Raw genomic sequence first — 25,040 nt, 5'->3', positions numbered from 1 at the left:
TGAAGAAAATTGCCTGCGCCGGTGGACTTGCAGGGCATGCAAATTGTTCCCGGCATGAATTGGCCGACGATCCGTGCGTCATCGCCTGCGTATTCGGCGCAGCAGGCGTGCGATCCGGTGCGGGCAGCGATTTCCGGCCGGATTTCAGGGTTCCGTCGCGCCGGGCAGGGGGTTCGTTCGCGCACGGACCGATCCGGGGGCGGCCGGAGGTGCTTGTCTGCGCCGGCAGGGTACGGAGTAATATCTTTCCTGATACTCCTTTCCGGGGCAGACCGACGCGATGACCCTAACCGACCTGCGATACCTCATAGCGCTTGCCCGTGAACGTCACTTCGGCCGCGCGGCCGAGAAGTGCCATGTCAGCCAGCCGACGCTGTCGGTTGCAATCAAGAAAATCGAAGAGGAACTCGGCGTACAACTGTTCGAGCGCAGTGCGACCGAAGTGAAGATCACCGCGACCGGACGCCGCATCGTCTCGCAGGCCGAGAAAGTGCTGCTGGAGGCGGCCCAGATCCCGGAGATCGCCTCGGCCGGCAGGGATCCGCTGGCGGGGCCGTTGCGGCTCGGGGTCATCTTCACGATCGGGCCTTATCTGTTGCCGCGCCTGATCCCGCGCGTGCATCGACTCGCGCCGCGGATGCCACTGATCATCCAGGAAAACTACACGGCCCGCCTCGCCGAGGCGCTCAAGCGCGGCGAACTGGACGTCGTGATCCTGTCACTGCCGTTCGCCGAGCCCGGGATCGTCGCCCAGCCGGTCTACGATGAGCCGTTCCGTGTCCTGATGCCGGCTGCGCATCCGTGGCACGGCCAGGAGCGGATCGACCCCGACATGCTCGCCGAAGAGCAGCTGCTGCTGCTCGGCGCCGGCAACTGCTTCCGCGACCAGGTGCTCGAAGTGTGCCCGCACTGCCGCAACGTCAGCGGCCTGCAGCGCACGCTCGAGGGCAGCTCGCTGGAGACGATCCGCCACATGGTCGCGACCGGCCTCGGCGTGACGGTGCTGCCGAGCTCGGCAGCGGATGAACTCCCCGCGCACAATCCGCTCGTCGCGGTCCGTCCGTTCGCGGCGCCCGAGCCTTTCCGGCGCGTCGCGCTGGCGTGGCGCGTGACGTACCCGCGCAACGGCGCGATCGACGTGTTGCGCACCGCCATCCTCGAAAGCGCCCTGCCCGGGGTCCGGCCGATCGGCCGGGCCGCGACGGTCGAGACGGCGGAAGCGCCATGAACCTCGGGGGGATGCGCTGCCGGCTACGGCACGGGCGGCCGGCGTGGCGGTGAAGGCGGTCGCGCCCGGCGAGCGAAGTCCGCGCGAGCACCCGAGCGCCGGACGTGCAGGAGCGCCGGGATGAACGCGCCGCTCGTCATCGTCGGCACCGGGGCTGGCGGGTACGCGCTGCTGCGCGCGCTGCGGCAGATCGATGGCGACCGGCCGCTGGTGCTGATCACGCGGGACGACGGTGCGGCCTACGAAAAATTCCGGCTTGCGCGCGCGCTCGGCACCCGCACGCGGGCCCGGGACCTGGTGCTCGCGACCGTCGAGCAGATGGCGCACCGCTACGGCGCGACGATCCTCGCGCATCGCCACATCCTGCGGATCGACCGGCTGCGCCATGAGCTGGTGATGCGGGAAGGCCGGCACGGGTACGGACAGCTCGTGCTCGCGACCGGCGCGGCGCCGCTGCGCCAGCCCGGGCTGCGCGGAACGGCGGCGGCGCAGGCGCTGACGCTGGGAAGCCTCGCCGACTATGCCTATCTGCGCAGTGAACTGGCCGGACGAAGCCGCGTCGCCGTGCTCGGCGGAGGCCTTGCCGGCTGCGAACTGGCCGACAACCTCGCGCGTTCCGGCTGCGAAGTGGCGCTCCTCGAACCTGCCAACCAGCTGCTCGCGGAAACGCTGCCGGCGCTCAGCGCCGCACGCGTCGCGCAGGGGCTGCAGGCGGCGGGAGTGCGGGTGATGACCGAGGACGGCATCCAGCGCATCGACCAGGGTCCGGACGAGCTGGAGCTGACGACGCTCGCAGGCGTACGGTTCTCGACGGACCTGGTGGTGTTGGCGCGCGGCGCGGCTCCCCGAACGGAACTTGCGCGCGACGCGGGGCTTGCCGTGGCGCGCGGAGTCGTCGTCGATCAGGCGTTGGGCACCGCTGATCCGGATATTTTTGCGTTGGGCGAATGTGCCGAGATCGACGGCCGGCTGTTCAGGCTTGCGGAAGATATCGAAGCCGGCGCCCAGGTGCTCGCCGAGGTGCTGTGCGGGAGAAAGCGGCGCATGCGGTGGCCGGCGCGGCTACGGCGCCTGCAGATGGAGAGTTGCCCGGTGACCGTCTGCGAACCGCCGCCGCTCGCCGGGGAATGGCACGAGGCGGCGACGCAGCGCGGCGTCAGGGCAGTGTTCCGCGACCGCCGCGGAGCGCTGCGAGGATTCGCGCTGCTCGGCGACCAGGTCGCCGCGGCCGAGCGCCTGCTCGGCGAGCTCGGACGCTGAACCGGTCGCCGGCCGGGCCGTGCGCCGGGGCTCGCTGCGACGCGGCGGTCGCGAGGAAACGGCAGCCGCGGGGTAGTAACAATCCCTCGGCAAAGCCGGGGCCTTCCGGGGCCCTCATTTGTGAGCCGCTCAAAGCGGCTATACGGGGACGCTAACGCGGCCCCGTGTTCTTGGCGCCGCCCACTGGCGGGCCCCTGTCACATCAGCTTGAGCTGCTCCAACCGCTCGTCCTCCTTCTCCTGGTCTCGGATGTCCTGGTCTCGGATGTAGCGCCGAATCACCTCTTCGTCTCGCCCCACCGTTGAGACGAAATACGCCCTCGCCCAGAAGTGCTGCCCACCTCTTCTCCTTGAGATAGAGACTGCCTGTTGCCCGGTGTTACCGCACAAGTGCCGCGTGTTTTCTGTCGCGCGGCGCGCTTTCATGAACGCTTGGCATCCAGCCGAAACCTGACGTAGGTTCCGGGAGCGTCCTCAAGTACTTTGAGCCTTCCTGCAGCCGGGTCGCGAGCAACAACCTTTTCGCCCCCATCCTGCGCGGCGGCCCAGTCCGACCAGTCGTTCCACCACGAGCCGGCATGCTGCGTGGCGCCGGCGAACCATTGGTTGGCGCTGGCGGGCGGCTTGGCCGCGGGGTTCACCCAGTAGCCGTATTTGTTCGCCGCCGGTGGGTTGATGATGCCGGCAATGTGCCCGGAACCGCCCAGCACAAAGCGCACCGGGCCGTTGAACAATCTTGCCCCGACGTAGGTGCTTGTCCACGGTGCAATATGGTCCTCGATGGCGGAGACGAAATAGGCGGGCACCCGGATCTTGCCCAGATCGATCGGAACGCCATCCAACGTGACTCCACCCGGCTCCTTGAGGCGATTCTTCATGTAGAGCTCGCGCAGGTAGAAGCTGTGCATTCTGGCCGGCATGCGCGTGGAGTCGGAGTTCCAGTACAGCAGGTCGAAGGGGAAAGGGTCCTTGCCCATGAGATAGTTGTTCACCACGAACGACCAGATCAGATCGTTGGCCCGTAGCATGTTGAAGACGCCTGCCATCTCCGAGCCATCCAGGAAGCCACGCGCGGCCATTTTCTTTTCCAGGCTCGCGATCGCCTGGTCGTCGATGAACACGCCGAGCTCACCGGGCTCGGAGAAATCGAGCATGGTGGTAAAGAAGGTCGCCGAGGCGATCCGCTCGTCTTTCTTGGCAGCCATCCAGGCAAGCGTGGTGGCGAGCAGCGTGCCGCCCAGGCAATAACCGACGGCGTTTACCTTATCCTCGCCGGTCTGCCGGCACACGGCATTCACTGCCGTCAGCGCGCCCTGTGTCATGTAGTCGCCGAAGCCGGTATGCGCCAGCGTCTCGTCGGGGTTCACCCAGGAAATCACGAACACCGTGTGGCCCTGATCGGTCGCCCACTTGATGAAGGAGTTCTTCTCCCGCAAGTCGAGGATGTAGTACTTGTTGATCCACGGCGGGATGATGAGCAGCGGCCGCTTGAATACTTCCCGGGTGGTCGGGGCGAACTGCAGCAACTGCATCAATTCGTTCTCGAACACGACTTTGCCCGGCGTGGTCGCGACATTACTCCCCAACTTGAAGGCCGCGGCGTCGGTCATCCTGATGCGCAGGCTGCCGTCACCCTCCTCGATGTCGCGCAGGAGGTTCTTGAAACCCTTGATCAGGTTCTGACCATGGGACTTGACCGTTTCACGGACCACTTCCGGGTTGGTGAGCGCGAAATTGGATGGGGACAGGGCATCGATGCATTGGCGGGTAAAGAAGTCCACCTTGCGCTGGGTGCCACTTTCCAGACCCTCCACCTTGCTCACCCCGCCATGGACGTGGTGCGCGACGATCAAGTAGGACTGCTTGATGAAATCGAACAGGAAGTGCTCCTCCCACTGCTCGTCGCGGAAGCGGTTGTCGCCCTTGGCCGGAATCGCCATCGGACTCGCCTGCACGCCCATGCAGCGCAACACCGAGCGTTGCCACAGGGAGAAGTGGTCCCGCAGCAGGTTCATCTGGGTCGGGGCCAGCACGTAGGGATTGGAAAGCAGTTTCGCCATCATCTCCATGAATGCCGCAGCGATGCCGAGTTCATCGCCGGGAGGCGTGATCCCCTTTTCGATCCGGCGCCGGAAATGCTCGCAGATCAGCTTGGCCGATCGCTCGGCTACCTCGGCGAAAGTCTTGGTAATTTCGCCCGGTTCCTGCAGCGTCGGCGTCTGCGCATATTGGGTCTGGGAAGACATGGTTGCCCCTTACTGGTTAATGCAATTGCACGAATTGACTTACTCGAAGCGAAGAATCGCCTGATCCACCGCCAAGCTCTCGCCCGTCTTGGTCATCACCTCGGCGACCACGCAGTCCTGTTCGGCCTTGAGGACGTTTTCCATCTTCATGGCCTCGATCACGGCGAGCTTCTCGCCCGCCTTCACTTCCTGGCCCGCCGCCACCGCCACCTGGGTAAGGAGTCCGGGCATGGGCGAGAGCAGAAACTTGGACATGTCGGGCGGCGCCTTGTAAGGCATCATCGCCAGAAGTTCGGCCGAGCGGCGCGGCATCACGCGGATGTCCAATTGCTTGCCCCAGTGGAGCAGCCGGTAGGAAAGCCCCACCCGCTCCACCTGCATGCAGAACTCCAGGCCGTTGATGCGGCCGCAGTAGAGGGGCTGGCCGAATTGCCAGTCAGAACTTACCTGGTAGCGCTCGCCCCTGTATTCGACGTGGTAGCCGCCTTCAACCGGATGCACCTTCACGGGATGCTGCTCGGGGCTGCGCCCCATCAGCACCACATAGTCCTCGCCCAATTGGCGCGAATGGCCGGGCATCTGGCCCGCAATGCGCACTGCACGCTCCATGTAGCAACCGTGCATCGACGCCGCCACGGCAATGAGCAAGGCCGGATCGTCGTGGGGGACATCCTCGGCGTGAAAACCGTCGGGATATTCCTCGGCGATGAAGGCCGTGGTGAACTGCCCGCTCACGAAGCGCGGGTGCTGCATCAAGGCGGCCTGGAAGGGAATGTTGGAGGAAACGCCGCGGATCACGAAGGCGTTCAGCGCCTCGCGCATGCGGGCGATGGCGGCGTCGCGCGTCGCACCGTGGGTCACGAGTTTTGCGATCATCGAGTCGTAGTACATCGAAATCTCGCCGCCTTCGTACACCCCGGTATCCACGCGTACCTGCCCCGGCTCTTCGGCCGGTGGCCTGTACTTCACCAGCCGGCCCACCGAGGGCAGGAAGTTGCGGAACGGATCCTCGGCGTTGATCCGGCATTCCATCGCCCACCCCTCGAGCCTGATCTGTTCCTGGCCGAACGGGAGTTTTTCGCCGGCCGCGACCCGGATCATCAGTTCCACGAGATCCAGCCCGGTGATCATTTCGGTCACCGGATGCTCGACCTGCAGGCGGGTGTTCATCTCCAGGAAATAGAAGCGCTTGTCCTTGCCGACCACGAACTCGACGGTGCCGGCGGACTCGTACTTCACTGCCCTGGCCAGCGCCACCGCCTGCTCGCCCATCGCCTTGCGCATCGCGGGGTCTACAAAGGGCGACGGCGCTTCCTCGATCACCTTCTGGTGGCGCCGCTGGATCGAGCACTCCCGCTCCCACAGGTACACCGTGTTGCCGTGGGCGTCGCCGAGCACCTGGATCTCGATGTGGCGGGGCTCCTCGACGTATTTCTCGATGAATACCCGATCATCGCCGAAGGCGTTCTTCGCTTCGTTGCGGCAGGAGGTGAAGCCCTCGTGCGCTTCGGTATCGTCGAAGGCCACACGCAGGCCCTTGCCACCGCCCCCGGCGGAAGCCTTGATCATCACCGGATAGCCGATGCCGCGTGCAATCTCCACCGCTTGCCCGGCCGTTTCGATGGCCTCGTTGAAGCCGGGAATCACGTTGACCTTCGCGGCCAGCGCTAGCTTCTTCGATGCGATCTTGTCGCCCATCGCCGCCACCGAGTAATGCTTGGGGCCGATGAAGACGATGCCCTGCTCCTCCAGTTTCCTGGAGAATTCCTCGTTCTCGGAGAGGAAACCGTAGCCGGGATGGACCGCCTCGGCGCCGGTCTGCCGGCAGGCGGCGATGATCTTGTCCATCACCAGGTAGGATTCCTTCGAGGGCGCCGCCCCGATGCATACGGCCTCGTCGGCGAGGCCGACGTGGCGGGCGTCCTTGTCTGCTTCCGAATACACGGCGACGGTGGCGATCCCTATTTCCCGGGCGGTCTTGATGACCCGGCAGGCGATCTCACCGCGGTTGGCGATCAATATCTTCTTGAACATGGTGTACCCCTTCAGAGCGGGATGTTGCCGTGCTTGCGCCACGGGTTGTCGAGCTTCTTCCCCTGCAGCATTGCGAGGGAGCGGCACACGCGCTTTCTCGTCTCGTGCGGCATGATCACGTCGTCGATATAACCGCGCTGGCCGGCGATGAAGGGATTGGCGAACTTCCGGCGATACTCCTCGGTGCGCAGGGCCGTCTTGGCGGCATCGTCGATGTCCTTGCGGAAAATGATCTCGACGGCCCCTTTCGGCCCCATCACCGCAATCTCGGCGGACGGCCAGGCGAAATTGACGTCGCCGCGCAGGTGCTTGGAACTCATGACGTCGTAGGCGCCGCCGTAGGCCTTGCGCGTAATCACGGTGACCTTGGGTACGGTGCACTCGGCGTAGGCGTAGAGTAGCTTGGCGCCGTGCTTGATGATGCCTCCGTACTCCTGCGCGGTGCCGGGCATGAAACCGGGCACATCGACGAAGGTGAGGAGGGGAATATTGAAGGCATCGCAGAAGCGCACGAAACGGGCCGCCTTGATCGAGCTCTTGATGTCGAGGCAGCCGGCCAGCACCAGCGGCTGGTTGGCCACGATCCCCACCGGCCGCCCTTCCATACGCGCAAAGCCGATGATGATGTTCTGGGCATGCATGGGCTGGAGCTCGAAAAAATCGCCGTCATCGGCGATCTTGAGGATGAGCTCCTTCATGTCGTACGCCTTGTTCGAGTCGTCCGGCACTAGGGTGTCGAGGGACTCGTCCATGCGGTCGGCAATGTCCGGCGTATAGCGCGTGGGCGGCTTGTCGCGGTTGTTGGACGGCAGGTAGTTGAACATGCGGCGCACCATCATCAGCGCATCCACGTCGTTCTCGAAAGTGAGGTCCGACACGCCCGACTTGGTCGAATGGGTGAGCGCCCCGCCCAGTTCCTCGGCCGTCACCTCCTCGTGGGTCACCGTCTTCACCACTTCCGGACCGGTGACGAACATGTAGGAGGAGTCCTTGACCATGAAGATGAAGTCGGTCATGGCAGGCGAGTACACGGCGCCGCCGGCGCAGGGGCCCATGATGACCGAAATCTGCGGAATGACGCCGGAAGCCATGACGTTGCGCTGAAACACCTCGGCGTAGCCTCCCAGCGAGGCCACGCCTTCCTGGATGCGCGCCCCGCCCGAGTCGTTCAGGCCGATCACCGGGGCGCCGATCGTCATCGCGTGGTCCATGATCTTGCAGATTTTCTCGGCGTGGGCCTCCGAGAGCGAACCGCCGAACACGGTAAAGTCCTGGGAGAAGACGAAGGCGACGCGGCCGTTGATGGTGCCGTAGCCGGTCACCACCCCGTCCCCAGGCACCGAGCTCTTGTCCATCCCGAAATCGGTGCAGCGGTGCTCCTTGAACATGTCCCATTCCTCGAAGCTCCCCTCGTCGAGCAGCAACTCGATGCGCTCGCGGGCCGTGAGTTTTCCTTTGGCGTGCTGCGCATCGATGCGGGCTCGGCCACCGCCCAAGCGGGCCTGCTCGCGCTTTTCGTCGAGTTGCTCGATGATTTCATGCATAGTCCTCTCCCCTCGTATGCGTGGCTGCCAGCCCGTTTGCGGCATCAGGCGGGCTGTGCGCCCTTAGCGGTCTCCCTGCAAGCCTCCCCGCGGGCTCCCTCCCGCGGGAGGGAGCCCGCCATCGGTGGGTGGCCTCAGTACATGTGTTGCCCGCCGTTGATCGAGACGTTGGCGCCGGTGACGAAGGCGGCTTCCTCGGAGGCGAGGTAAGCCACCAGGCCGGCAATTTCTTCCGGCTTGCCCAAACGACCGACGGGGATCTGCGGCAGGATTTTCGAGTCGAGGATCTCCGGCTCGATCGCCATCACCATCCGGGTCCCGATGTACCCCGGCGAAATGGTATTGACGGTAACGCCGCTCCGCGCGACCTCCAGCGCGAGCGCCTTGGTGAAGCCGTGCATGCCCGCCTTGGCGGCCGAGTAGTTGCTCTGGCCGAAAGCGCCTTTCTGGCCGTTGACGGACGAGATGTTGATCACCCGGCCCCACTTGCGCCCGACCATGCCGTCCATGACCTGCTTGGTCATGTTGAAGCAGCTGTCGAGGTTGGTGTGGATGACCGCGTCCCAGTCCGCCTTGGTCATCCTCCGGAAGGTCATGTCGCGGGTGATGCCGGCGTTGTTGACCAGCACGTCCACCGCGCCGATCTCTTGTTGGACACGGGCAACGGCCGCCCGGCAGGACTCGAAATCGCTCACGTCCACCGGCACCGCGTGCACGTCATAACCCTTCTCGCGCATCTGCTTCAGCCACGCTTCGGCCGTGGTGTTGCCGGGGGAACACGTTGCAACCACCGTATTGCCCCCTTCGCACAGCTTGACGCAGATCGCCTCGCCGAGACCACCCATGCCGCCGGTTACCAATGCCAATCTTTTTTTCATGACTCCTCTCCCAAAGTGAACACACTATTGCCGAGAACGCCGCAGCCGGACTCGTTCGATCCTTCCTCAATTCCCCTTCGCCTCCGAGCCGGCATCGACCACGGCCACGGCCGTCATGTTGACGATGCGCCGCACGGTCGACGACGGGGTCATGATATGTACCGGCTTGGCCGCCCCGAGCAGGATCCCGCCGACCGTGATGCCGCCGCCGGCCGCGACCCGCAGCAGGTTGTAGGCGATGTTGGCGGCATCCATGCTGGGCATGACCAGCAGGTTCGCCTCGGCCTCCAGGCCGGAGTCGGGGAAGGTCTCGTCGAGCAGCGTTTTCGACAGTGCTGAATCGCCACGCATTTCGCCTTCCACCGCCAGCCCGGGTTCGCGCTCCCTGATCAGCGCCAGGGCGTCGCGCATCTTCCGCGCCGACGCTGCATCCGAGCTGCCGAAGCTCGAATGCGACAAGAGGGCGACGCTCGGCGTCAGGCCGAAGCGGCGTACCTCTTCGGCTGCCAGGAGGGTCATTTCCGCAATCTGCCCGACGCTGGGGTCGAGGTTGACATGCGTATCGCAAATGAAGAGCTGGCGTCCGGGCAGCATCAACATCTGGAGTGCCGCCAGCGTGTCGACGCCGGCCCGGTGGCCGATGGCTTCGCGCACATATTTCAGGTGATCGTCATACGATCCATAGGTCCCGCACAGCATCGCGTCGGCATCGCCGCGCCTTACCAGCATGGCGCCGATCAGGGTGGTGCGGGTGCGCATCGCTTCCTTGGCCAGGGCGCGGGTCACCCCCTTGCGCTTGACCAGGCTGTAGTACTCGGTCCACAGCTCGCGGTAGCGGGGGTCGTCGAGGACATTGACGCACTCGTAGTTCTCGCCGTGCTTCAGGCGCAGGCCGAAGCTCTCGATGCGGGCGGCGATCACCTCGGCCCGGCCGATCAGGATGGGGCGGGCGATCCCTTCGTCGACGACCACCTGCACCGCGCGCAGCACACGCTCTTCCTCGCCCTCCGCATAGATCACCCGCTTCGGCGCCTTTTTTGCCGCCTCGAAGACCGGATGCATGCTGGTGCCGGACTGGTAGACGCGGCGGCGCAGCTGTTGACAATAGGCATCCAGATCCGCGATCGGCCGCGTGGCGACACCGCTGTCCATCGCGGCCTTGGCCACCGCCGGACAAACCTTTTCGATCAGCCGCGGATCGAAGGGCGTCGGCAGCAGATACTCCGGACCGAAGCGCAGCCCCTCGCCGCCGTAGGCGCTCGCCACGGCGTCGGGAATTTCGGCGTGCGCGAGCGCGGCGATCGCGCGCACGGTCGCCAGCTTCATCTCCTCGTTGATCGTGGTGGCGCCCACGTCGAGGGCTCCGCGGAAGATGAAGGGGAAGCACAGGACGTTGTTGACCTGGTTCGGGTAGTCGGAGCGACCGGTGCCGATGATCGCGTCCGGCCGCACCGCCTTCGCGTCCTCCGGCCTGATTTCGGGCGTGGGGTTGGCCATCGCCAGGATCAGCGGGTCGCGCGCCATCTGCTGCACCATCTCCGGCTTGAGCACGCCGCCCGCCGAAAGCCCGAGGAAGATGTCGGCCCCCGGCATGGCGTCGGCCAGGGTGCGCGCGGCGGTGGTTTTCGCGTAGCGCTTCTTGTTCGGCTCCATCGCCTCAGGGCGGTCGGTATGCACGATCCCCTTGCTGTCGGCGACCAGGATGTTCTCCACCGACATGCCGAGGCTGACCAGCAGGTCCAGGCAGGCGAGTGCGGCGGCGCCCGCACCGGAGCACACCAGCTTGACCTGGCCGATGTCCTTGTCGACCAGCTTCAGGCCATTCAGCACAGCGGCGGCCGCGACGATGGCCGTGCCGTGCTGGTCGTCGTGGAACACCGGGATCTTCATCCGCTCGCGCAGCTTGCGCTCGATATAGAAGCATTCGGGCGCCTTGATGTCTTCGAGGTTGATGCCGCCGAAGGTGGGTTCCAGGCTGGCGATGATCTTCACCAGCTCGTCGGGGTCGTTCTCGTCGAGCTCGATGTCGAACACGTCGATGCCGGCAAACTTCTTGAACAGACAGCCCTTGCCTTCCATCACCGGCTTGCCGGCGAGCGGGCCGATGTTGCCCAGCCCCAGCACCGCCGTGCCGTTGGTGACCACGGCGACGAGATTGCCGCGGGCGGTGAGGTTGAAGGCTTCGCGCGGATCCTCGACGATCGCGTCGCAGGCGTCGGCGACGCCGGGCGAGTAGGCCAGGGCCAGGTCCCGCTGCGTCGCCATGGCCTTGGTCGGCGTCACCGAAATCTTTCCGGCGGTGGGCGTGCGGTGGTATTCGAGCGCGGCTTCGCGCAGATTTTCAGCCATTTGATTTTCCTTCCCTTGTTGCGGCCGGACGCCCGTCGTTCATTTGGCGGCGGCGAGCACGGCCTTGACCTGTTCGACGCCGACGACGTCGTCCAGTGTGGTGAGATCGCCGGGGTCGCGCCCCTCGGCGAGGGCCTGGATCGAGCGGCGCAATACCTTGCCGGAGCGTGTCTTCGGCAGTTGCCCGACGAAGCAGACGCGGCTCGGCCGCGCAATGGCGCCCAGGCTGCCATCGACGATGCCCATGACTTCTTTCTCCAGCGCCGCGCATAGCTCCGGCGTGGCGACGCTGGCAGCGTCCTTCACCACGGCAAAGGCCAATGGCATTTGCCCTTTGAGTGCGTCGGCGACGCCGACCACGGCAACCTCGGCAATGGCGTCGTGGCTGCTGATCGCCTCCTCGATCTCGCGGGTGCCGAGGCGATGGCCGGCGACGTTGATCACATCATCGGTGCGGCCGAGGATGAAGTAATAGCCGTCTTCATCGCGGATGCCCCAGTCGAAGGTCGAGTAGATCAGCTTGTCCTTGAAGCCGGTGAAATAGGTCTCGACGAAGCGCTCGTCCTGTCCCCACACGGTGGACAGACAGCCGGGCGGCAGCGGCGGGATGATCGCGACGACGCCCTTTTCATTGGCGGCCGTGATTTCCTCGCCGTCCTCCTGCAGCAGCTTGACGTTGTAGCCGTAGGCCGGGAACGACGGCGAGCCCGGCTTGGTCGGCATCTTCTCGATGCCCGGCTGTCCGGCGAGAATCGCCCAGCCGGTCTCGGTCTGCCAGAAGTGATCGTAGATCGGCACGCCGAGTTCGCCCTCGATCCAGCGCGCGGTCGTCTCGTCCAGCGGCTCGCCGGCAAGGAACACGTGCTTGAGCGAGCTGATGTCGTATTGCTTGAGGAAGGCCGGATCCTGCTTTTTCAGGACCCGGATCGCGGTGGGGGCCGAGAACATGACGCTCACCTTGTAATCCTGGACGATCTTCCACCATATCCCTGCGTTCGGGCGCGTCGGCATGCCCTCGTAGACCACGGTGGCCATGCCGTTGAGCAAGGGGCCGTACACGATGTAGGAATGGCCGACGACCCAGCCGATGTCCGAGGTGGAGAAGAACGTTTCACCGGGCTCGCCGCAGTAGATGTACTTCATCGACGCAGCCAGCGCCACCGCGTAGCCGCCGGTGTCGCGCTGCACGCCCTTGGGCTTGCCCGTCGTGCCGGAGGTATACAGGATGTACGAGGGGTGGCTGGACTCCACCCAGGTCACGGGCACCACGGCGTTCGTGTGCTCGGCCCGCAGGCGCGCGTAGTCGAGGTCGCGCCCGGCGGTGATCGGCATGTCCTTGTCCAGGCCGCGGTTGACGATGACGACCTTTTCCGGCGGCGTTTGCGCCAGGCGCAGTGCTTCGTCGACCAGATGCTTGTAGGGAACCGGCTTGCCGTTGCGCATGCCGGCATCGGCCGTGATCATCACCTTGGGCTGCGCGTCGTCGATGCGGGTCGCGAGCGAATGGGCGGCGAAGCCGCCGAACACCACCGAATGGATGGCGCCGAGGCGCACCATCGCCAGCATCGCGAAGATCGCCTGCGGGATCATCGGCATGTAGATCAGCACGCGGTCGCCCTTGCCGACGCCCAGGCTCTGCAGCACTGCCGCCATGCGCTGCACTTCGATGTGCAAATCGTTGAACGTGTAGGTCTTGTACTCGCGCGTTTCCGTGGAGATGTAGATCAGCGCATTCTGGTCGGCACGCTCCTCCAGATGGCGGTCGACCGCGTTGTAGCAGAGGTTGGTCTCGCCGCCGACGAACCACTTGGCAAATGGCGGACGGGAGTAGTCGAGCACCTCCTGGAATGTTTTGTTCCAGTGGATCAAGCCGGCCTGCTCCGCCCAGAATGCCTGCGGTTGCTCGACCGAGCGGCGATGTACTTCCTGGTATTTGGTTCCCATCATTCCCTCCCAACGGCAAAAACGCGCCCCGGGACATGCCATGGCTCGATCCGGGGCGGAAAAAATCACATCACGTAAAGATCGACATACTCGTGGACGGGCATGCGATCGAGCCTCGCCGGATCCTGATTGGCCTCGACGATTGCCCGCTGTTGCCGCTCCGGGAATCTTCGCGCGAGGTTGCGCCGGAACTTTTCGATCAACAGCGGAACCGCCTCGGCGCGGCGACGGCGATGACCGATCGGGTACTCCACGACGATCTCCTCGGTTTGCGTGCCGTCCTTGAAGAAGACCTGAACGGCGTTGGCGATGGAGCGCCGCTCCGGGTCGAGGTAGTCGCGGGAGAAACGCGGCTCCTCGACGCATCGCATGCAGGCACGCAGGGCATCGATGCGCGGATCGGCGGCGACGTCGTCCTCGTAATCGAAGGCGGCCAGGCGGCCGAAAAGCAGCGTTACCGCGACGATGTACTGGAGGCAGTGATCGCGGTCGGCGGGGTTGGCGAGCGGTCCCTGCTTGTCGATGATGCGCAACGCCGATTCCTGCGTGCGGATGACAACGCGCTCGATCTCGCCGATGCGCCCGCCCACCTGCGGGTGCAGCTTCATCGCGCACTCCACCGCCGTCTGGGCGTGAAATTCGGCCGGGAAAGCGACCTTGAACAAGATATTCTCGATGACGTAGCTGCCATAGGGCCGCTGAAATCTGAACGGCTGACCGTGGAAATGCACGTCGTAGAAGCCCCAGGTCTTCGCGCTCAGCGCCGACGGGTAGCCCATCTCGCCCTTCAGGGAAAGCATTGCCAGGAACACCGCGCGCGATGTCGCATCACCCGCCGCCCAGGACTTGCGCGAGCCGGTATTCGGTGCCTGGCGGTAGGTGCGCAAGGCCTGGCCGTCCACGAAGGCCTGGGATGCCGCATTGATGATCTCTTCGCGCGAGCCGTCCATCAGCCAGGCACACACGGCGGTGGAGGCGACCTTGACCAGCGCGACATGGTCGAGACCCACACGATTGAAGGCGTTCTCGAGCGCAAGCACACCCTGGATTTCGTAGGCCTTGATCATGGCTTCGAGAACCGTGCGCATCGGCAGCGGCCGCAGGTCCACGGCAACGCGCCGGCGCGACAACCAGTCTGCCGTCGCGAGGATCCCGCCGAGGTTGTCGGAAGGGTGGCCCCATTCGGCTGCGAGCCAACAGTCGTTGAAGTCCAGCCAGCGGATCATCGTGCCGAGGTTGAACGCGGCCTGCACCGGGTCGAGCTGGAACGAGGTCCCGGGAACCCTGGCGCCGTCGGGTACGACGGTACCGGGGACAATGGGTCCCAGCAACTTCGTGCAGGCAGCGTAGTACAGCGCGTCCATGGCACAGCCGAGAGCGTCGGCCAGGCAAAGGCGGGCCGTATCGAAGGCTTCCCGGGACTCGATCCGGTAATCCAGCACGTAGTCGGCAATGTCGGCCAGAACCGGGTCGGGCCGGGGGCGGATCGAGGTGGTGTCGTTGGTCATTTTCAACCCCGTTCAGCGCCTGCGGGCGAGGGGCACGAAAGCCCGGTGTTCCGGGCCGACGTAGACGGCGGATGGCCGGATGATCTTGCCGCCTTGCCGCTGCTCGATGATGTGAGCCGCCCAGCCGGCGGTGCGCGAAATGACAAAGAGCGGTGTGAACATCGGCGTGGGTACGCCGAGACGGTGATAAGCCACCGCACAGAACCAGTCGACGTTGGCAAACATCTTTTTCTCCTGCCACATCACCGACTCGATGACGTCCGCGACGTCGAAAAGCAGGCGGTTGCCGTGGTCTTCGCTCAGGCGCCACGCGATGGCCTTGATGACCTCGTGCCTCGGATCGCAGACGGTGTAGACCGGATGGCCGAACCCGGCGACGATTTCGTTGCCTGCGATCCTGCGGCGGATGTCGGCCTCGGCCTGTTCGGTAGTGTGGTAGCGGAGCTGGATTTCGGAAGCCGCCTCGTTGGCGCCGCCGTGCCTAGGCCCACGCAGTGCGCCGATGGCGCCGGTGACGGCCGAGTACAGATCCGAGCCTGTGCCGGCGATCGTCCGGGCGGCGAAGGTGGACGCGGTGAGCTCATGCTCGGCGTACAAACTGAGCGACCGGTCCAGGCCGCGGGTGTGCAACTCGGGCGGTTCCGTGCCGTGCAGCAGGCGCAGGAAATGCCCTGCGATCGAATCGTCGTCGGATTCCGTCTCGATGCGATGGCCGTTGTGGCTCCAGTGGTACCAATACAGAAGCATCGAGCCGAAGGAGGCGATCAGGCGGTCGGCGATGTCGCGCGCACCGGAAATATCATGGTCGCGGGATTCCGGTAGCACGGTACCGAGCGCCGAGCAGCCCGTACGCAGCACGTCCATGGGATGGGCCGAGGCCGGAATGCGCTCGAGGATCAGCCTGAGCGCCTCGGGCAGCGCCCGCAGCGTCCTCAGCCTGCTCCTGTAGAGACCGAGTTCGGCCGGCGTCGGCAGCTTCTCGTGAATCAACAGATACGCGACCTCTTCGAAGCTCGCCTGCTCGGCGAGTTGAATGGCGTCGTAGCCGCGGTAGCGCAGATCGCTGCCCGCGCGCCCGACGGCACAGATCGCGGTGCTGGCCGCCGGGACTCCGGACAGAGCCACCGACTTCTTGGCCCTGGCGGCCGGCGCGTGCGTTGCGTCGTTCATGCCACTCCCCCTCCGGTCCCGGTCGTCGGTCGGCGATAGGCGCTGAAGTCGTAGACGCGAGCGCAAGTCCGCGTGGCGTTGCCGACCTCGGAGGGCGTCCTTTCGCCGCGCCCCGTTTCGAGCGCGTCGACCGCAGCCTCGCTCATGGCGCGAAAGGCCTGCAGGGGAGATACCGCCAGGCCGATGGCCACCGCGACCAGAAGGTGCGCGATGCCTGCGCAGTCGGTCGACGAGCTCATGAGTGCTCCTTTGCGAAGAGCGCATCAAGCCGGGTTTCATACGTGTGGTAGTCGAGCAACTCGTAGAGTTCGTTGCGCGTCTGCATCATCGGCACAACGCTCTGTTGCCCGCCTTCACGCCGAATGGTTTCGTAGACCCTCAGTGCGGCCTGGTTCATGGCGCGAAAGGCGGAGAGCGGATAAATCGCCAGCCGCACGCCGGCATCGGCAAGCTCTTCGGTAGTGTAGAGCGGAGTCGAGCCGAACTCGGTGATGTTGGCGAGCACGGGGACCTTCACCGCTTCGGCGAAACGGCGGTACGTTTCCAGTTCTGTCGCCGCCTCGGGGAAGATCATGTCGGCGCCAGCCTCGACGAAGGCGCAAGCGCGGTCGATCGCCGCCTCGACGCCTTCGACCGCCAGGGCGTCTGTGCGCGCGATGATGACAAAGTCAGGGTCGGTGCGAGCATCCACCGCTGCCTTGAGGCGGTCCACCATTTCCTCGCAACTGACGATAGTCTTGCCGGGGCGGTGCCCGCAACGCTTCGCCTGTACCTGGTCCTCGAGGTGGCAGGCCGCGGCACCGGACTTGATGAGCGACCGGACCGTGCGCGTGATGTTCAATGCCGTACCAAAGCCGGTGTCGGCATCGACCAGCAGCGGCAGATCGCAGACGTCCGTGATGCGACGGACTTCGATCATCACGTCCTCAGGCGTGGAAATGCCGAGATCGGGCAAACCCAGGGCACCAGCGGCCACGCCGCCGCCGGACAGGTAGATCGCTCGGTACCCCACGCGCTGCGCCATCTTCGCGTGCAAGGCATTGATCGCGCCCACTACCTGGAGCGGCTTCTCTTTTTCTACAGCCACGCGGAAGCGCATACCGGGTGAAAGCAGTCGGTTAAGCATGGGTGTGTTCTCTCAGCCAGATCAAATCGTCTTGGGAACCATCTTGATGGCGCTGCAGGGGCATTTGGAGGCGCAGGCGCCGCAGCCACGAAGCCGTATTTGGAACACTTTCCCTCCTGATCTCGCTAGCCACTTACTGCAAGTCCTGTGCCACGCTTGGGCGGGGCGCCGGGGAAAAGTGCAAGATATTGAATTGAAACAAAACACAGGGAAACGTGCGGATTGCCACGGACGCTGTGAGCAGGAAACCGGTTTTCGTTCTCGAAACGCGCGTTCCACCGGCGAAACGCTGGGCGTATCATGAACTGCAATGCAAAGGGGGAGTCATGACGAGATTGAACCGCGAAGCCGACCGCAAACCCGTTATCTGGGCGGTCAGCATCAGCCGCCTCAAGCAACTGTTTCACGCCATCATTCCAACCTATGCGCCCGTGGCGAATATCCAGTTGATCGAGCGGGGCTTCGATGAAGCGGTGCAGGAATTACGCCAGCGCATGAAAACCGAGGACGTCGATGTTGTGGTCGCCGCCGGGTCGAACGGCGCCTATCTGCGCCAGCACCTCAGCGTGCCGGTCATGCTGGTGCGGGTCACGGGCTTCGACATGCTGGGCGCCCTGATTCGCGCCCGCAAGATTTCCGACCGGATCGCGATCGTCACCCACGAGACGATCACGCCCGAACTGGAGCAATTCAAGCACCTCTTCAACCTGCCGATCGAACAGCGTTCCTATCTCACCATCGAAGATGCGGAAGAACTCGTGCAAGACCTCGTTAACGAAGGCATCGAAGTGATCGCCGGTCCGGGAATGGTTACCGAGCTCGCCGAAAAGGCCGGGATCCGCGGGGTGTTCCTCTATTCGCAGGGATCGGTGCGCGAAGCGCTGGACGAAGCGATCGGACTCGTCCAGGCCGGACACATCGAGGAGGCGCGCCGGGCTCGCCTCAACACCATCCTGCTCCATCTGAACGAGGGGGTCGTGGCGGTGGACATGGCCGAGCGCATCCAGTCGATCAATCCGGCGATGGAGCGGCTCCTGGGGATCGACACCGGAATGGCGGTCGGACGCCCGTTGAGCGAAATTGCTCCCGAACTCTCGCTTCGGCGCACGCTGCAAAAGGGCATCGCCGAACTCGAAGGGATCGAAATCATCGGCACACATACTGTCGTTGCCAACCGCATACCGGTCACCGAGCAGGGAATTCAGACCGGGGCGGTGCTGACGGTACAGGATTCGGCCGCCATCGAGCGCGTCGACCGCAATCTGCGCATGCATTACCGGCCGCGCCATTTCATCGCCAAGTACAAGCTTTCGCATCTCCTTGGGAACTCCCTGTCCATCAGCCGCGCCAGGGCCTTGGCGGAGAAGTACGCGAGAACCGATGCGACGGTGCTGATTACCGGCGAGAGCGGAACCGGAAAAGAAATTCTTGCCCAGGGCATCCACAACGCCAGCCGACGCCGTGGACGCCCCTTCGTCGCCCTCAACTGCGCGGCTTTTCCGGAAACGCTGCTGGAAGTGGAACTGTTCGGCTATGAAGAAGGCGCCTTCACCGGCTCCCGCAAAGGAGGCAAAACAGGGCTTTTCGAACTGGCGCACCTGGGAACCATCCTGCTTGACGAAATCGGCGAACTGTCGGTGACTCTGCAGACTCGATTGTTGCGGGTGCTGCAGGAAAAGGAGGTGCTGCGCCTGGGCAGCATCGACCCCACGCCCATCGACGTCCGCGTCATCGCATCGACCAACCGCAATCTGCGCGATTGCGTCAAGCAAGGCGATTTCCGCGAGGATCTCTTCTATCGCCTCAATATCCTGCAGATCGAATTGCCGCCGTTGCGCGAGCGCCAGGACGACTTGATCACGATTGCCGCCTGTCTGCTCGACAATGCCTGGCGGCGGCTGGGGTTACAGGGGTCACCCCAGCATGTACTGGAGCCGCTGCTGCCGCTCTTGCGTTCTCACGATTGGCCTGGCAACGTGCGTGAAATGGAAAGCGTCATCGAGCGCGTTGCGGTCTTTTGCGGTGATCTCGGCCAGAACGAGTCGCCGGATCCGTTGGAAATGAGGCTGATCGTGCCCGAGTTGTTCGTCGAGGATGCCGCTGCCGGCGAAGCGCCGGCCGGGCCGCAGGGGTTGCGTTCGACCAGCCGCAACGCCGAATTGACGCATATCCTCAAGACTATCGAGGAATGCGGCGGCAACCAGGTCGAAGCGTGCCGCCGTCTTGGCATTGGCCGAACAACGCTGTGGCGCAAGCTGAAGATGCTGGGGGGCGACGCAGAGACCGGGAAGCAACAGCGCTGAGCCCCATCTTCGTGGACTTCGCTCGCCGAATTAACTAACCGGCACTGCTGCGCTTGCGCGCCGCGACGCGCGCGGGTTTCGCCGTCGCGCTCCCGGCGGCCGATTTTTCCTCATCCGCGACCGCTGCCGCCTTGCCTTTCGCGGCACCCGCTTTCGGCGTCTTCGCTTCGAATTCGAAGCCGACCTTGCCGTCGCCGCCGCGCACGAGGAAAGCCGAGAACTTGCGCCGCGTGCGCGTCGACACGAATCCCTTGAGCAGATCGGTGCGTCCGTCCGCGAGCAGCTTCACCATCTGCTCGCGCTCGACCGGTTGCTGCAGGATGATCTTGCCGGAGCGGAAATCGCAGGACTTTTCCGGCCCGACGGACTTCTCGCAGACATATGCCATGCCGTGCTCGAACACGCGCGCGCCGCACTTTGGGCATGGGCCGAGCGGCTCCTGCGCGGAAAAATCGACCGGTTCGGCGCCTTCGCCGTCGTCCTTCGGCTGGCCGAAATCGAACTCGGGCTGCTGCTCGTCGTTGAGGCGGATCTCGGCGTTGAACAGCCGCCCCATCTTGCTGCGAAAGCCGGTCAGCGGTCCGACGCGCCGTTCGCGCAGCAGCGTCTCGATCTCGTCGATCTCGAACTGGCGGCCGGCGACGATCTTCCACGCGCTCCAGTCGCAGGACTGGCACGCGAACTTCTTGTAGTTTTCCCTGACGACGCCGCCGCATTTCGGGCACGGCGCCGACAGCGTCGCGAAGTCGCCCGGCACGGTGTCGGATTCGTAGCGCTTCGCGCGCTCGACCATCTCGCGCGCCATCTCGGCGATCTCGCGCATGAATTCGGGCCGCGACAGCTGGCCGCGCTCCATCTGCGCGAGCTTGTGCTCCCATTCGCCGGTGAGTTCCGGTGACGTCAGCGCCGACACGTCGAGGCCTTTCAGCAGCGTGATCAGCGAAAAGGCCTTTGCGCTCGGGATCAGCTCGCGGCCTTCGCGGTGCAGGTACTGCTCGGCGATCAGCCCTTCGATGATCTGCGCGCGCGTCGCCGGTGTGCCGAGGCCCCGCTCGCCCATTGCGGCGCGCAGTTCCTCGTCGTCGACCATCTTGCCGGCGCCTTCCATCGCGGACAGCAGCGTCGCTTCGTTGTAGCGCGCGGGCGGCTTCGTCACCAGCGCCTTGACGAGGATGTCCTCGGTCGCAACGCGTTCGTTCTGTTCGACGGCGACGAGCTGTGCGCCGCCCTCGTCGTCGACCTTCGCCGCTTCCTTGCCGTACACCGCGAGCCAGCCGGGGTTCACGAGCACTTTGCCTTCGGTCTTGAAAGCTTCGTTCTCGACGCGCGTGATACGGGTCGTGATGCGGTATTCCGCGGCCGGGTAGAACACCGCGAGGAAGCGCCGGGTGACGAGGTCGTAGATCTTCTGTTCGGCTTCCGACAGGCTTTTCGGCACCGTGCCGGTCGGAATGATCGCGAAGTGGTCGGAGATCTTCGCGTTGTTGAAGATGCGCTTGTTCGGCCTGACCCAGCCCTGCTTCATGATTTCGCCGGCGAACGGCGCGTAGTCGTCGGGCAGCGCGTGCAGCACGTCCTTGACGGTGCCGACGTAGTCCTCCGGCAACGCGCGCGCATCGGTTCGCGGATAAGTCAGCGCCTTGTGCTTTTCGTACAGCGCCTGCGCGATCTGCAGCGTCACGCGCGCCGAGAAGCCGAAGCGGCCGTTGGCTTCGCGCTGCAGGCTCGTGAGGTCGAACAGCAGCGGCGACAGCTGCGTCGACGGCTTCGATTCCTCGCTGACGATGCCCGGCTTGCCGTCGCACTTCGCCTTGATGGCGTCGGCGCGGGCGCGGTCCCACAGCCGGAACGCGGTCGCGTGTTCGTCGCCTTCGGGTTTGCGGAAACCTTCGTCGAACCAGCGCCCGGCATAGCGGCCGGCCTTGCAGCCGAACGTCGCTTCGAGCTCCCAGTAGTCGCGCGGCTTGAAGCGGCGGATCTTCTCTTCGCGTTCCACGACGATCGCCAGCGTCGGCGTCTGCACGCGGCCAACGGTGGTCAGGTGAAAGCCGCCGGTCTTCGAGTTGAACGCGGTCATCGCGCGCGTGCCGTTGATGCCGATCAGCCAGTCGCTCTCGGCGCGGCACACCGCCGCCGAGCGCAGGCCTTCGACTTCCTGCGCCGAACGCAGCTGGGCAAAACCGTCGCGGATCGCGCCTGCGGTCATCGACTGCAGCCACAGCCGCGATACCGGCTTGTCGGTCTTCGCGTGCTGCACGATGAAGCTGAAGATCAGCTCGCCTTCGCGCCCCGCGTCACAGGCGTTGATGAGCCCGGTGACGTCCTTGCGCTTGATCAGGCGGGTCAGCAGCTTGAGGCGGTCATCGGTCTTCTCGATCGGCTTCAGCGCGAAGCGCGGCGGGATCACCGGCAGGTGCGCGAACGTCCATTTGCCGCGCTTGACTTCGTACTCCTCCGGCACGACCAGCTCGAGAAGGTGGCCGACGGCCGACGAAAGCACGTACTCGTCCGACTCGAAGTAGTCCTTTTCCTTCGTGAAACCGCCGAGCGCGCGGGCGATGTCCTGCGCGACGGAGGGTTTTTCCGCGATGATCAGTTGCTTGCTCATGCCGGTAGGGCTGCCTTCGAAAATCGCCGGAGCGTTTTCGGTTGAGGGTTATCGAGCGGCGCATGATAAGCACGCCGCTGCGGCAGTTGCAAGCGCCGGCCGGAGGCTTTACTGCAGGACCGGGGCGAGTTCTTCCGCTTCGTCGGTCAGCAGTTCGTCGAGGATCAGGCTGTCGAGCGGTTGCTCCTGCTGCCACAGGACCATCAGCACGATGAGCTTGAAACGGTGCAGGTTCATGTTGAAGCCGCCGAGCGCCATCGTGCGTTCGATGATCAGTTCGCGGGTCTGCGGATCGAGCGCGCCGGCGTTTTCGAGAAACGCGAGAAAGCCGCGGCAGCTGGCGTCGAGCTTCGCCTGTTCTTCGGCGGCGTAGAGGCGGATCGAGTCTGGTTGCGGAACCCTCGCCAGCGGCGACACGGCGACCGCGCGCAGACCGGAAAGCCAGTCGAGCGCTTCGGTGATTTCGTCCTCCTCGAAGCCCGCCGCGGAGAGCTTGCGCGCCAGCTGCTCGGATTCGGGGCACGCTGCGGCGTGGAGGTAGTTCTCGAAGAGGTAGACAAGGATGTCGAACATGTTTGGCACACGAGGGAATCAAAGGCGCTGGAACCGGCCTCCCGGCAAGCGGGTCACGTGCCCTTCGAGCTCCAGCGCAAGCAGAATGGCGTACAGCGCATCGAGCGTCAAGCCGGAACGGGCCGCGAGGGTGTCGATATCCAGCGCATCATGGCCGAGCGTGTCGAGCACCCGGAGCTCTTCCGCGGACGCCGCGGGAGGCGCCGTTCGCGGCTCGAACGGCGGATCGGCGGGCCGGGTTTCGCGCGTCCTCGCGGAGCGGGCCGGGCGTGCCGGCGCGTCCGGTTCGGCCGCACGGGTGCTCGACGGGAGGCCCCAGCTGAGCTCGTCGAGCACGTCCGCGGCCGTCTCGACGAGCTTCGCACCGTCGCGGATCAGGCGGTGGCAGCCGCGTGCCAGCGGGGAATGGATCGAGCCCGGGATCGCGAACACTTCGCGGCCGTTCTCGGTCGCCAGCCGCGCGGTGATCAGGGAGCCGCTGCCGACCGCGGCCTCGACGACCAGCGCGCCGCGCGACAGGCCGGCGATGAGGCGGTTGCGGCGCGGGAAGTTGTACGGCAGCGCTGGCGTGCCGAGCGGGTATTCGCTGACGATCACGCCGCGTTCGGCGATCTGCCTGGCGAGCGCCTGGTTGCGTGCCGGATAGACGCGATCGGCGCCGGTGCCGATCACCGCGACGGTGATGCCGTCCGGATGGGCCAGCGCGCCGCGGTGCGCCGCGGCGTCGATGCCCAGCGCGAGGCCGCTGACGATCGTGAGGCCGGCTTCGGCGAGGCTCTTCGCGAACGCGGCCGCATTGCTGATGCCGGGTGCGGTCGCCGAGCGCGCGCCGACGATCGCGAGCGAGGGGCCGGAGAGCCGCGCCGGGTCGCCCTTGACATACAGCAGGACGGGCGGATCGGCGATATCGAGCAGCGCGCGCGGGTACTCCGGGTCAGCGAGCGTGACGATGCGGTTGCCGGGTTCGGCGGCCCACGCGAGCGCGGCGTCGACTTTCTCGTTGTCGGGCGGCGCGCGCAGCAGGTCGGCGACCTCGGCGCCGACGACGGACGCGATGGCGCTGCGGCTGGCGGCGAAGATCTGCTCGGGCAGTCCGAACGCCGCCAGCAGCGCGCGCTGGCGTTCGGCGCCGACACCGGGGCGCAGCGTCAGCCGCAGCCACCCGGCCAGTTCGTCCTCGATCGGCGTCACGCTCAGGGTTTGCGCACGCTGTCGCCGACCGTCACCGGGCCGTCCGCATCCATCACCAGCGCATAGGCGACGCGGTCGAACACGCGGAAGACGAAGGCCAGGCCGTAACGCTGCTGCGGCAGATCGAAAGTTTCCTTGCCGCCTTCGTCGTCCTTGTACACGACGCTGCCGCGCTCGCGGTGCAACGCGAGGACGTGCCCGCGCTCCAGCCCGGCGCGGCTGCCGATATTGAGGGTGACGACGTTATGGCGTCCGGTCTCGATCACGCCGCGGTAGATGCCGATCAGCCGCCCTTCGATTTCCGCGTCGGGCGCATGCGGCATGAAAGAGAAAATCTCGGGCCGCTCGCTGACGACGAGGCGGTCGCCGGCGCCGATCTCCTCGACGCTCGAGAGCAGCCTCAGCGTCGCCGGCGTGCCGTGCTCGGTGACGCGCGCGGTGCCGAGGAACATCGCCTCGTGGCCGAGCACCTCGTTCGTCACCGGATCGACGAGCGGGCGGGCGGGCCGGAATACCTGCCAGACGTCGCTGCCTTCGGTCACGTCCTTGGCGAACACGGTGTCGCCCGCGCCCATGAAGACGCGGCTGGTTTCGGTGGCGACGACGGTGCCCGCGCCGGCAAGTTTCGCGTCGTCGACGACGAGCGGCCGCGTCAGGAAAGGCTCGATGATCTGCATCGGGATGCTCGGGATCGCGCTGTCGACCTCTTCCGAATAGATCTGCGGGAAACGCTTTTCATAGAGCGGCGCGCCGATCCGCCGCCCGATCGACAGGTAGGGGCCGCTGCGGTCGAGCACGATGAGCTGCCCCGGATAGATCAGGTGCGGGTTACGGATCTGGTCGCGGTTGAGGCGCCACACTTCGGGCCAGCGCCACGGCTGCCTGAGGAAACGACCGGAAATGTCCCACAGCGTATCGCCGCGGACGACCGTGTAGCTGTCGGGGGCATCGTCCGCGAGCGTCGCCTGGTCGGCGACTGCGGGCACGCTCAGAAGGGTCGCAATGCCGAACAGCAGAGGGAATATAATGCGGATCATTGCTCGTTTCCGATTAGAGCAGACCGGATTCCTGCGCTACCG

The 25,040-nt window shown here is 65.2% G+C and carries 18 protein-coding genes and 1 pseudogene; 4 read left to right on the top strand and 15 right to left on the bottom strand.

Translation table 11 applies throughout. From position 1 onward, the window contains the following. The first annotated feature begins 280 nt into the window (after positions 1 to 280). Together GO606_RS11780 and GO606_RS11775 are read left to right on the top strand one after the other, a co-directional pair. Positions 281 to 1,228 (top strand): hydrogen peroxide-inducible genes activator, encoded by a 948-nt coding sequence (locus GO606_RS11780; RefSeq protein WP_169116887.1) that lies wholly within the window; start codon positions 281 to 283, stop codon positions 1,226 to 1,228. Positions 1,229 to 1,348: 120 nt separating this feature from the next. After that, entirely contained in the window at positions 1,349 to 2,488 is a 1,140-nt protein-coding gene (locus tag GO606_RS11775; protein WP_169116888.1) for an FAD-dependent oxidoreductase, read from the top strand. Positions 2,489 to 2,685: 197 nt separating this feature from the next. On the opposite strand, the pseudogene GO606_RS11770 reads toward GO606_RS11775, so the two are convergent. The 11 genes and pseudogenes from GO606_RS11770 to prpB form a co-directional block, all read right to left on the bottom strand. After that, positions 2,686 to 2,862, bottom strand: a pseudogene (locus GO606_RS11770) (transposase); the annotation flags it as partial. Positions 2,863 to 2,909: 47 nt separating this feature from the next. Further along, positions 2,910 to 4,733, bottom strand: coding sequence for a PHA/PHB synthase family protein (locus GO606_RS11765; RefSeq protein ID WP_169116889.1), 1,824 nt, complete (start codon positions 4,731 to 4,733; stop codon positions 2,910 to 2,912). Between the two features lie 39 nt (positions 4,734 to 4,772). Beyond that, on the bottom strand, positions 4,773 to 6,767 hold the full coding sequence (gene accC, locus GO606_RS11760; protein ID WP_169116945.1) for an acetyl-CoA carboxylase biotin carboxylase subunit: 1,995 nt from the start codon (positions 6,765 to 6,767) through the stop codon (positions 4,773 to 4,775). 11 nt (positions 6,768 to 6,778) lie between these two features. Next, the gene (locus GO606_RS11755) at positions 6,779 to 8,311 is read right to left on the bottom strand and encodes an acyl-CoA carboxylase subunit beta (protein ID WP_169116890.1); all 1,533 of its coding nucleotides are present in this window, start codon (positions 8,309 to 8,311) and stop codon (positions 6,779 to 6,781) included. Between the two features lie 134 nt (positions 8,312 to 8,445). After that, entirely contained in the window at positions 8,446 to 9,189 is a 744-nt protein-coding gene (gene phbB / locus GO606_RS11750; RefSeq protein ID WP_169116891.1) for an acetoacetyl-CoA reductase, read from the bottom strand. A 66-nt stretch (positions 9,190 to 9,255) separates the two neighbouring features. After that, on the bottom strand, positions 9,256 to 11,538 hold the full coding sequence (locus GO606_RS11745; protein ID WP_169116892.1) for an NADP-dependent malic enzyme: 2,283 nt from the start codon (positions 11,536 to 11,538) through the stop codon (positions 9,256 to 9,258). Positions 11,539 to 11,577: 39 nt separating this feature from the next. Then, complete coding sequence (locus GO606_RS11740) at positions 11,578 to 13,485, bottom strand: propionate--CoA ligase (protein ID WP_425532208.1); 1,908 nt, start codon at positions 13,483 to 13,485, stop codon at positions 11,578 to 11,580. 62 nt (positions 13,486 to 13,547) lie between these two features. Next, positions 13,548 to 14,990, bottom strand: a complete 1,443-nt coding sequence (locus tag GO606_RS11735; protein ID WP_169116893.1) for a bifunctional 2-methylcitrate dehydratase/aconitate hydratase — start codon at positions 14,988 to 14,990, stop codon at positions 13,548 to 13,550. A gap of 12 nt (positions 14,991 to 15,002) precedes the next feature. Continuing rightward, the gene (gene prpC, locus GO606_RS11730) at positions 15,003 to 16,160 is read right to left on the bottom strand and encodes a bifunctional 2-methylcitrate synthase/citrate synthase (RefSeq protein ID WP_169116894.1); all 1,158 of its coding nucleotides are present in this window, start codon (positions 16,158 to 16,160) and stop codon (positions 15,003 to 15,005) included. Then, positions 16,157 to 16,399 (bottom strand): hypothetical protein, encoded by a 243-nt coding sequence (locus GO606_RS11725; protein WP_169116895.1) that lies wholly within the window; start codon positions 16,397 to 16,399, stop codon positions 16,157 to 16,159. Before GO606_RS11725 ends, prpC begins: the two co-directional genes overlap by 4 nt. Then, a complete protein-coding gene (prpB, locus tag GO606_RS11720; RefSeq protein WP_169116896.1) occupies positions 16,396 to 17,286 on the bottom strand; it encodes a methylisocitrate lyase in 891 nt (296 codons plus the stop codon). Before prpB ends, GO606_RS11725 begins: the two co-directional genes overlap by 4 nt. Here prpB and GO606_RS11715 point away from each other — a divergent pair. Together GO606_RS11715 and prpR are read left to right on the top strand one after the other, a co-directional pair. Beyond that, positions 17,285 to 17,590 (top strand): hypothetical protein, encoded by a 306-nt coding sequence (locus GO606_RS11715; protein WP_246979515.1) that lies wholly within the window; start codon positions 17,285 to 17,287, stop codon positions 17,588 to 17,590. The genes prpB and GO606_RS11715 overlap by 2 nt on opposite strands. Positions 17,591 to 17,621: 31 nt before the next feature. Further along, complete coding sequence (gene prpR, locus GO606_RS11710) at positions 17,622 to 19,589, top strand: propionate catabolism operon regulatory protein PrpR (protein WP_211166450.1); 1,968 nt, start codon at positions 17,622 to 17,624, stop codon at positions 19,587 to 19,589. 34 nt (positions 19,590 to 19,623) lie between these two features. Here the strand turns inward: prpR and GO606_RS11705 are convergent, their stop codons facing one another. The 4 genes from GO606_RS11705 to GO606_RS11690 form a co-directional block, all read right to left on the bottom strand. After that, positions 19,624 to 22,197, bottom strand: a complete 2,574-nt coding sequence (locus GO606_RS11705) for a DNA topoisomerase III (RefSeq protein ID WP_169116898.1) — start codon at positions 22,195 to 22,197, stop codon at positions 19,624 to 19,626. Between the two features lie 108 nt (positions 22,198 to 22,305). Further along, on the bottom strand, positions 22,306 to 22,770 hold the full coding sequence (locus GO606_RS11700) for a Smg family protein (protein WP_169116899.1): 465 nt from the start codon (positions 22,768 to 22,770) through the stop codon (positions 22,306 to 22,308). 18 nt (positions 22,771 to 22,788) lie between these two features. After that, positions 22,789 to 23,961, bottom strand: coding sequence for a DNA-processing protein DprA (gene dprA, locus GO606_RS11695; RefSeq protein ID WP_169116900.1), 1,173 nt, complete (start codon positions 23,959 to 23,961; stop codon positions 22,789 to 22,791). Between the two features lie 2 nt (positions 23,962 to 23,963). Continuing rightward, positions 23,964 to 24,998, bottom strand: a complete 1,035-nt coding sequence (locus GO606_RS11690) for a LysM peptidoglycan-binding domain-containing protein (RefSeq protein ID WP_169116901.1) — start codon at positions 24,996 to 24,998, stop codon at positions 23,964 to 23,966. Positions 24,999 to 25,040: the final 42 nt, after the last annotated feature.

The organism is Aromatoleum anaerobium (genome assembly GCF_012910705.2).
In the GTDB taxonomy this organism is placed as follows: Bacteria; Pseudomonadota; Gammaproteobacteria; order Burkholderiales; family Rhodocyclaceae; genus Aromatoleum; species Aromatoleum anaerobium.
Note: the sequence above shows the minus strand (reverse complement) of the source record. Positions and strands in the feature narration are given on the sequence as shown.

Excerpts from the sequence above, each read along its gene's own strand:
- GO606_RS11780 (WP_169116887.1), top strand. The coding sequence starts at position 281 with ATGACCCTAACCGACCTGCGATACCTCATAGCGCTTGCCCGTGAACGT.
- GO606_RS11775 (WP_169116888.1), top strand. The coding sequence starts at position 1,349 with ATGAACGCGCCGCTCGTCATCGTCGGCACCGGGGCTGGCGGGTACGCG.
- GO606_RS11765 (WP_169116889.1), bottom strand. The coding sequence starts at position 4,733 with ATGTCTTCCCAGACCCAATATGCGCAGACGCCGACGCTGCAGGAACCG.
- accC (WP_169116945.1), bottom strand. The coding sequence starts at position 6,767 with ATGTTCAAGAAGATATTGATCGCCAACCGCGGTGAGATCGCCTGCCGG.
- GO606_RS11755 (WP_169116890.1), bottom strand. The coding sequence starts at position 8,311 with ATGCATGAAATCATCGAGCAACTCGACGAAAAGCGCGAGCAGGCCCGC.
- phbB (WP_169116891.1), bottom strand. The coding sequence starts at position 9,189 with ATGAAAAAAAGATTGGCATTGGTAACCGGCGGCATGGGTGGTCTCGGC.
- GO606_RS11745 (WP_169116892.1), bottom strand. The coding sequence starts at position 11,538 with ATGGCTGAAAATCTGCGCGAAGCCGCGCTCGAATACCACCGCACGCCC.
- GO606_RS11740 (WP_425532208.1), bottom strand. The coding sequence starts at position 13,485 with ATGATGGGAACCAAATACCAGGAAGTACATCGCCGCTCGGTCGAGCAA.
- GO606_RS11735 (WP_169116893.1), bottom strand. The coding sequence starts at position 14,990 with ATGACCAACGACACCACCTCGATCCGCCCCCGGCCCGACCCGGTTCTG.
- prpC (WP_169116894.1), bottom strand. The coding sequence starts at position 16,160 with ATGAACGACGCAACGCACGCGCCGGCCGCCAGGGCCAAGAAGTCGGTG.
- GO606_RS11725 (WP_169116895.1), bottom strand. The coding sequence starts at position 16,399 with ATGAGCTCGTCGACCGACTGCGCAGGCATCGCGCACCTTCTGGTCGCG.
- GO606_RS11715 (WP_246979515.1), top strand. The coding sequence starts at position 17,285 with ATGGGTGTGTTCTCTCAGCCAGATCAAATCGTCTTGGGAACCATCTTG.
- prpB (WP_169116896.1), bottom strand. The coding sequence starts at position 17,286 with ATGCTTAACCGACTGCTTTCACCCGGTATGCGCTTCCGCGTGGCTGTA.
- GO606_RS11705 (WP_169116898.1), bottom strand. The coding sequence starts at position 22,197 with ATGAGCAAGCAACTGATCATCGCGGAAAAACCCTCCGTCGCGCAGGAC.
- GO606_RS11700 (WP_169116899.1), bottom strand. The coding sequence starts at position 22,770 with ATGTTCGACATCCTTGTCTACCTCTTCGAGAACTACCTCCACGCCGCA.
- GO606_RS11690 (WP_169116901.1), bottom strand. The coding sequence starts at position 24,998 with ATGATCCGCATTATATTCCCTCTGCTGTTCGGCATTGCGACCCTTCTG.